Source organism: Pseudomonas sp. P5_B2 (assembly GCF_056400445.1).
In genome coordinates this window covers 1-6,996 of record NZ_JBFULH010000217.1, presented here as the reverse complement: position 1 = coordinate 6,996, position 6,996 = coordinate 1, and the positions used below count along the sequence as shown (strand labels likewise).

General features: G+C 57.7%; 5 protein-coding genes and 3 pseudogenes. 1 reads left to right on the top strand and 7 read right to left on the bottom strand.

Annotated features, from left to right (window positions below):
• Positions 1–1,324: PDDEXK family nuclease (locus tag AC1DRJ_RS16370; RefSeq protein WP_477803069.1), on the bottom strand; the 1,324-nt coding region annotated here is incomplete at its 3' end.
• Positions 1,325–1,495: 171 nt separating this feature from the next.
• On the opposite strand from AC1DRJ_RS16370, the gene AC1DRJ_RS16365 reads away from it, so the two are divergent.
• A complete protein-coding gene (locus tag AC1DRJ_RS16365; protein ID WP_477803068.1) occupies positions 1,496–1,723 on the top strand; it encodes a YgdI/YgdR family lipoprotein in 228 nt (75 codons plus the stop codon).
• A 133-nt stretch (positions 1,724–1,856) separates the two neighbouring features.
• Here the strand turns inward: AC1DRJ_RS16365 and AC1DRJ_RS16360 are convergent.
• The 6 genes and pseudogenes from AC1DRJ_RS16360 to AC1DRJ_RS16335 all read right to left on the bottom strand — a co-directional run.
• Positions 1,857–2,429, bottom strand: a pseudogene (locus AC1DRJ_RS16360) (polyurethanase); the annotation flags it as partial.
• Between the two features lie 103 nt (positions 2,430–2,532).
• Positions 2,533–4,119: pseudogene (locus AC1DRJ_RS16355) on the bottom strand (autotransporter outer membrane beta-barrel domain-containing protein); the annotation flags it as partial.
• Positions 4,116–4,531, bottom strand: a pseudogene (locus AC1DRJ_RS16350) (serine 3-dehydrogenase); the annotation flags it as partial. The pseudogenes AC1DRJ_RS16350 and AC1DRJ_RS16355, both read right to left, overlap by 4 nt.
• A gap of 399 nt (positions 4,532–4,930) precedes the next feature.
• Positions 4,931–5,182, bottom strand: coding sequence for a hypothetical protein (locus tag AC1DRJ_RS16345; protein WP_477803067.1), 252 nt, complete (start codon positions 5,180–5,182; stop codon positions 4,931–4,933).
• Positions 5,183–5,373: 191 nt separating this feature from the next.
• Positions 5,374–6,780: an NAD(P)/FAD-dependent oxidoreductase gene (locus AC1DRJ_RS16340; RefSeq protein ID WP_477803066.1), complete on the bottom strand. Its 1,407-nt coding sequence runs from the start codon at positions 6,778–6,780 to the stop codon at positions 5,374–5,376.
• A gap of 50 nt (positions 6,781–6,830) precedes the next feature.
• Positions 6,831–6,996: helix-turn-helix domain-containing protein (locus AC1DRJ_RS16335; RefSeq protein ID WP_477803070.1), on the bottom strand; the 166-nt coding region annotated here is incomplete at its 5' end.

Here is a 6,996-nt window from a genome sequence, read left to right as displayed (position 1 = left end):
GGTAACGACCGTCTTCGAGCTCGGCCAGGCACGCCTGGAACAGTTCGGCACGCCGCGCGCAGAAGTCTTCATGCAACAGGTCAACCGGCCCACGCTGGAACGGGTGAAAAAACGCCCCCGGCAGCGGCGCGAAAATGGCCGGCCAGCACAACAACCCGAACAGCGAGTTGATCAGGCTGTTCTCGACGTAATGTACCGGCGCCTGTTCTTCCGCCAGGTGTGCCTGCACGTAATTTTCAACCGACAACGCCAGATCGGTTCTGGGCAGATGAAGGTCAAGGCGCTGCATTGGCCGTGGGGCTGGTCGCTTCTGCGCCGGACCACCGAGTTTACGTCGCAGCCTGGGTAGCACGCGCAACACATGTTGATGCTCGGCGGCGCTTTCCGGCGATTGCTGGGCTTGCGTCGCCAAGTCCAGGGCGAGCTGATATTCACCACAGAGCTCCAGCACCCGAATCAGCCGCACGCGTGCTCCGGGATAGGCGCAGTCTCGATAAATCGTCAGCGCGCCTGCGRAATCGGCGATGCGCTCGCAGTGCTGACCGATCTGAAACAGCAACTTGCCGCGCCGACGTTGCAGCCACGGATTTCTGAGTATCAAACCATTGATTTGCTCGACGATGGAGGCCAGCGGCTCTCCCGCCTCGAAATGCTGCTGGCATTGGTGCAGGAACAGGCAGGCGTCGACGTCCTCACGGCTGCGCAAGCCGCGGGATTCGGCGCTGAATTCGACTTTTTCATAGGTGAAAATGCCGAGATCGGCCAGTACAAACTCGGACCAGTCCTGATAGAGGTTGCCGAAAAACATCAGCCGAAACCGGTCACACAGATCCATGATGGTCAGGGTGAACAGCCGGTCATTCAGTGCCGGGCACCATTGGGCAAAGCTTTGTGTCTCGCAAAACTGTTCAGTCAGCAGGGGGAGCCAATCGCTCTTTTTGCCTTTGGGCTGATCAATAGCAGCGCCAAAGCACTGAACAATCTCAGCCTTGAGCAGCACTTCGAACAGCTCCTCAATGTGCAAGGGCGATGCTTCATCGATCCAGCCTGCCGCCAGCAAGGGCTCGGCCGCGCTGGCGATGGCACCGATCTCGACATAACTCAGTTTGCCGGCCCTGAAATGCACGCCCTTGCGCATCACCATCCTGACCAGCAGCGCTCGCGACTCCTTGGGTAGTCGGGAGAAATCACGGATGAAGGTTTGTTCTTCTACACTTAATAGATCGGCATATCGATGTTCAAGCCAGTCAAGCACTTGCATGAAATTGTTCAGGTAATAGAACGGATCGTCGAGGGGATTTGCAGTCACAGGGAATAGCGCCATGGCGAGCGAGTACTGGTTATGCGTACAGATAACAGTTACCCGCGGTGTCGTGCAAACGGAAAAGGATAAGCGGCGACGTTATTCGGTCATTTTCCGGCGGGCATCGAACTCTATGTCGATCGATGGCATCAACCGGCATAGAGGTTCTTTTCAGCATTGTGGGAGGTGGACATGAACATCAAAACCCTGAGTTTGCCGCTGGTCACGGCAGCCTTGTTAGCCTTGACCGGCTGCTCGACACCGACGGTCGTGACCTTGCAAAACGGCACCCAGTATTTGACCAAGGACATGCCGGACACCAAGACCAAGGACGGCTTCTACGAGTTCGAGGATAYTTCAGGCAAGACGGTGAGGGTCAATTCCAAGGAAGTGGCCACGATTCGCCCGGAAGAAGATTGAAGACCGCGTATCGTTCATCGCGGCCAAGCCCTGCCCCCACAGTGGACCTGCGGCGTTCACAAAATCCGTGTGGAAGCGAGCCTGCTCGCGATGAGCTCCTTACCGGCACCCCATAAACATCAGCGATCACCATCGCTGAACCGGACAAACTGTCCAGCCCATTGCCGAAGGCTTCGCCAACGTAGTTTTTTGCATAATCCTTGGGGCCAAATGCCGCCAGCAGGTCGTTGATCACGTCGCCAATGGAGTCACCGATCAGGGTTTCCCGTGGGCCGCTGGTGCCGCGAAAGGCGATGCCGATTTCGGTGAGTTGTCCCTGGGTGTCGTACTTGCCGAGGATCTCGACTTGCGCCGTGGTGTAACCGGCCTTCTCACCGAAGAAGGTTCCGCGCGCGTCGACTTTGCCGTCGTAGCCTAATTGCGAGGCGGTGATCGATGTCCAGCCGGCTTTTTGCACAGCATCCAGTGCGGCTTTTTCCGAATCGGGGTTCCAGGGAATGCCAGGAATGACGCCCTGGGAATCGGTGCCACCCAGCAGCGCGGTGACCAATGTCGCGGGCAAGCCAAGGCCAAAGCCGTTGTGCTGATAGGCGGTCGCAAAGCCGTTATCGAGGTTGTGATAGGAATACAGCGTGATCGCCATGGCGTCGCTAAACAACGCTTTGGAGTCCGCTGTGCCGAAGTTTTTGTAGTCGTACATACCCATTGGTATTGCCTCTCTTTTGTTGGAATTGTCAGAGATGGCTCACAACCGGGACGCCTCACTCACGAAGCGCCCGGCAGCCTTTAGTGCCTGTAGCCTTGTGTGATCAGAACTGCCAGTCCAGCGTCAGGCCCACACCGTGGTCTTTTTCGTTGGAACCGAGCAGGCCGTTGTAATCCAGGCTCACACGGACATCCTTAGCCACCGACAAACCGGCGCGTGCGCCGATGACGGCGGCATTGCGGTCCAGCGACACGCTTTGCACGCTGAACGCGGTATTGCCGTTGGCGAAGGCCAGGTGATCTTCGGCGCGGGTATTGCTCAGGTTGTGCTGCCAGCCCAACGTGCCGGACAGTTCCAGCTGCTGTTTGTCCGACAGGGCAATCGCTTTGCTCGCCCGCAGACTCAGGGTTGAAAGCACGGCGTCACGGTTGTCTTCACCGCCCTTGAGTGCGGCCGCGTCACCTTTTTCGGTGAAGCTGTCGCTGTTCAGGTGCACATAAGCCAGATTGGCGAACGGCTCCAGCGCCAGCGGTTGCACGTCCAGGCGATACGCCGCTTCGGTGAACAATTGCGCGGTCGTCGCATCGCGTTTGGTCTTCTGTTTACGGCTCACGTCGCCCAATTGCAGATCGCGTTTCACGTCGATGCGATGCCAGCTGTAAGCGCCACCGACGCTCAATCGCAGTGTGTCGATTTCATGCCCCAGATAAGCACCCAAGTGGTAGCTGTCGACCGAGGCTGACGAATGCGTGCCATCGCCCATGCTCAACGAGCTGTCGCTATAACCGGTCACGAAACCCAGTCGTGTGCCTTCGGTGATCAGACCGTCGACCCCGGCCAGCAGGCCGCCGATGGAGCTGTTGGAACTGGCGTTGTCATGCCCGCCATCGCTCTTGCCCCAGGCACCGAGCACTTTGAGCCAGGCGTTGCTGCGGTTATCCGTTGGCGYGGCGGCGTCGAACAGATCGTGTTCACGCAAGCGCTCACCGACGGCATCGCGCAGGTAACGGCTGTCGTTGATCAGCAGCGTACCGATGGCCGGATAAATCTCACCGGACAGTTGCTGGAAAGCTTGCTGAGCGACGGCGGCGGTTGGCGACAGTAGCAGGGTTTCGTACAGCGCGTTGCCTGCACCCAGTTGCTCGGCGGCAGCGGCCACAGCGCGTTGGTTCGGGGTTTGGCCGACGCTGGCGAAGGAAGCGGCGTTGCGCTCGACGGCCAGTTGAATGCTGGTGGCCGAGTAGTCGAGTGATCCGCCAATGACCAGATAATCGGGCACCACCGCACCGAAGCGCCCTTCTATGCCGCCGGCCGCTTGCAGGATGTTGTACTGATTGCCGAGCAGGGATTTCACTTCGCCGGCGGTCAGCAATGTCGGGCTGTTTTCCAGGGACAGGCTGACGGTGGCGCCGTCGATGACGGCATTGCCGCCAGCGACGATCTGGTCACTGCGGGTGGGCGATAGTTCCACGGCGTATGTCGAACCGGGCTCGAAGGTCACGTCGCCCGCCACTTGCAAGGTGCCGATGGAATTGCCCGGCGCCACGGTGCCGCCGCGTTTGGCAGTCAATCCGCCGATACGACCGTTGCCACCGACGATCCCGTTGTCATTGACGGTGACCGTTGAAGCCAGCGAACCGTTGATCGCCAATCGACCCTGGTTGACCAGCGTTGGCCCGGTGTAGGTGTCATGTGACCGTCGCCGCCCGTAGACTTATTGGTAAAGGTAACGTTGGCTACATCGGCCCAGGATTGCATGGCGAGTACCGCTTGGGCTTTTTGCTGCGTACTGAATTGGCTGAAGCCGGTAATCCCGTGCTTGTTCATGGTGCTCGAAGACGCCGAGGTCAGGAACGTGTAGGTCAGTTCGATTTTGCCGCTGCCGTCCTTGTCCTGGTAGGCAGCACCGTCGCGCAGCAATTGGGTCGCCGCCTGCTCGACGGAAAAGGAGGGGTTGCCATTGACCGTGAGATTGCCGCCGCGGTCATACTGATGGCTGAAACTGTCGATCTGGTTATACGCAGAACTCGGTGCAGCCAATGCTGCAAGGGGGTTATCGCCTGTTCGGACAGGTCAATAGCATTGTTTTTTATTTTCGACATAAACACACTTCCTTGTTTGGCTATGGAACAGCTTTTGTCAGATAGCGACGATCTCTGGCGAGATCGTCCTATCACTCGCCCAATGGAGGCGAAAGAAAACTGACACAATTTGAAATCAAACGTCTAGCGTTTTTTTGACATCAAATTGGCAAATCCAGCAAAAGCCCGGAATTAACGCCTGCGCTATCAAAAGTTTGTTTAGTTTTGGGGGATTTGCGCAAATTGTATGACGATTAGTCATTTAATTATTAAATAGAACGATATTATTTTTTGTCGAGCGTGTCTCATTTTGTTGGACTTATTAATAAAGGCGCCACTACATTGATATCAACTATCTATGGATAAAAATAGCAGTAGCGAGGAAGAGTGGCTTCCCCGCCACCGGGGGCAATTCAGCCGCTAAACTTTAAGTCCGGAGAAAATTGTCTCCTTGCTATCGAGCACCCTCAACAGACGGAGAATATCGTTCAACGCGTCCCACACTCCGACGTCTTCGGGCGTCGTCTTGCTGTCCAGGGTTCGACGAAGGCTCAGAAATATTTTTAATCGCCCTAAAGCGATGTCATCGGATCTGGTGCCTCTCGCCGTGATGTCGCTGGCTGCATCTTCAATTTCATCTTCGATCAATTTTCTGAATGCTGACTTTTTCATAGAGCTTTCTCCAGCAGGCTCCATGCCTGCGGGTGTAACTCTATGATTTGCTTGGGCAAACATCTACTGTCAGAAATTACAGGTAGGGACCAACGAAAGGCGATTATTCAGTGCTGCAGGCAAGAGTTTCCGGACCGTTCGATGTCCTGTAAGGCTTTGGTTATTGGCAGGTAATCGAAAGATAGCGCTGTTTACTGCATGAAGCCTTCCATGAACTCCGCAACCCCGCTGGCCAGCTTGCGGCGCCAGGGTGCGGTAGCCGGGTTGGCCAGGATCTGGTCTTCGTAGACAAAGCTGCGGATGATCGCGTTGTAACCGAGCCAGCGGCAGGGTTCCGGCTCCCAGGCCTTGAGCGTGTCGAGTCCGCCCTGCGGCATGACCCAGGGCTGGTGCACCAACTCGGTATCGCGTTCAAGAATCAGGTCGGCGAGGGTTCTGCCGCCCAAATTACTGGCGCCAACACCCTCCCCGCCATAACCGCCGGACAAGGCGATGCCACTGGCGCGATCGCAGAGCATGTGCGGTTTGAAGCGCCGCGACATGCCAAGATTGCCGCCCCAGGCGTGGGTAATTAGCACGTTTTTCAGTTGCGGGAAGAGCTCGCCGAACAGATAGCGCCGTAACTCCACTTCGCTGGTCGTCAGGTCGAAGTCATGGCGTACCTTGCCGGCAAACTGGTAGCCGCCCCGCGCCCCGAATACCAGGCGATTGTCGGCGGTGCGCTGGCCGTAGGTCACCTGACGGCTGCTCTCGCTGAAAGCCTGGCCTCGACTCAGACCGATTTCGTCCCAGGTTGCAGCCGGCAGTGGCTCGGTGGCAACGATCAGGCTTTGCACCGGCAGTTGATAGCGACCCAGCGGCGGTAACGTCGTCGCGTAGCCTTCTACGGCCGGGACAATCCAGCGACTGCGAACCGTCGCCTTGGCGGTGCGCAAGCTCCCCGACTGCCACTGCGTAACCGCACTATTTTCATAGATTCTGACCCCCATGTTTTCCACTGCCCGCGCTAAACCTCGCACCAACTTTGCTGGGTGGATGGTCGCAACGTGCGGTGCATAGATACCGCCATAAGGCTTCGCAACTCTGATCTGTTGCGCCAGTTGCTCGGGGCTGAGCCAGCGGTAATCACTTTCGGTCAGGCCCTGGCGGTAGAGATCATCCAGATACCCGCGCAGACTGGCTTCCTGCTCGGGGTAGCGTGCGGCGCAGTAAAGCACCCCGCCTTTGCGGAAATCGCAGGCGATGCCTTCACGCTCCAGCACGACTTCTACTTCGTCAGGAATGCTGTGCAGCAAGTCGAATGAGGCGCGACGTCGCTCCGGGGACAAGCCAGCGAGCAGCCGGTCTTCACCCAGAATATTGCCCATCAACCAGCCGCCGTTACGGCCCGATGCGCCAAAACCGGCGGTTTGCGCTTCGACAATGGCGATGTCCAGGCCCGGCGCCAGACGTTTGAGGTAATACGCGGTCCACAGGCCGGTGTAGCCGGCGCCAATGATTACCACGTCGACGTCAAGATCGTGTTCCAGCGTCGGACGGGCCAATACTGGCTCGTCGAGTTGATCCATCCATAAACTGATAGTGCGCCACGCCGACATGCAAGACTCCGCCACTCAAACTACGATGGCGTCGATCCTAATGCGTGGGCTTAGGGGCTGTCTTGCGCGCGGGCACGCAAGGAAATTTGTTTGGCGTATGCCTTGGGCGTCAGACCGGTGTGCTGGCGAAAACAGGTGTAAAACGCCGACAGCGAATTGAAGCCCGCTGCAAACGCCAGCTCGTCGATGCGTACCGGCGGTGTGGCAGTGTCCAGC

Excerpts from the sequence above, each read along its gene's own strand:
- AC1DRJ_RS16340 (WP_477803066.1), bottom strand. The coding sequence starts at position 6,780 with ATGTCGGCGTGGCGCACTATCAGTTTATGGATGGATCAACTCGACGAG.
- AC1DRJ_RS16345 (WP_477803067.1), bottom strand. The coding sequence starts at position 5,182 with ATGAAAAAGTCAGCATTCAGAAAATTGATCGAAGATGAAATTGAAGAT.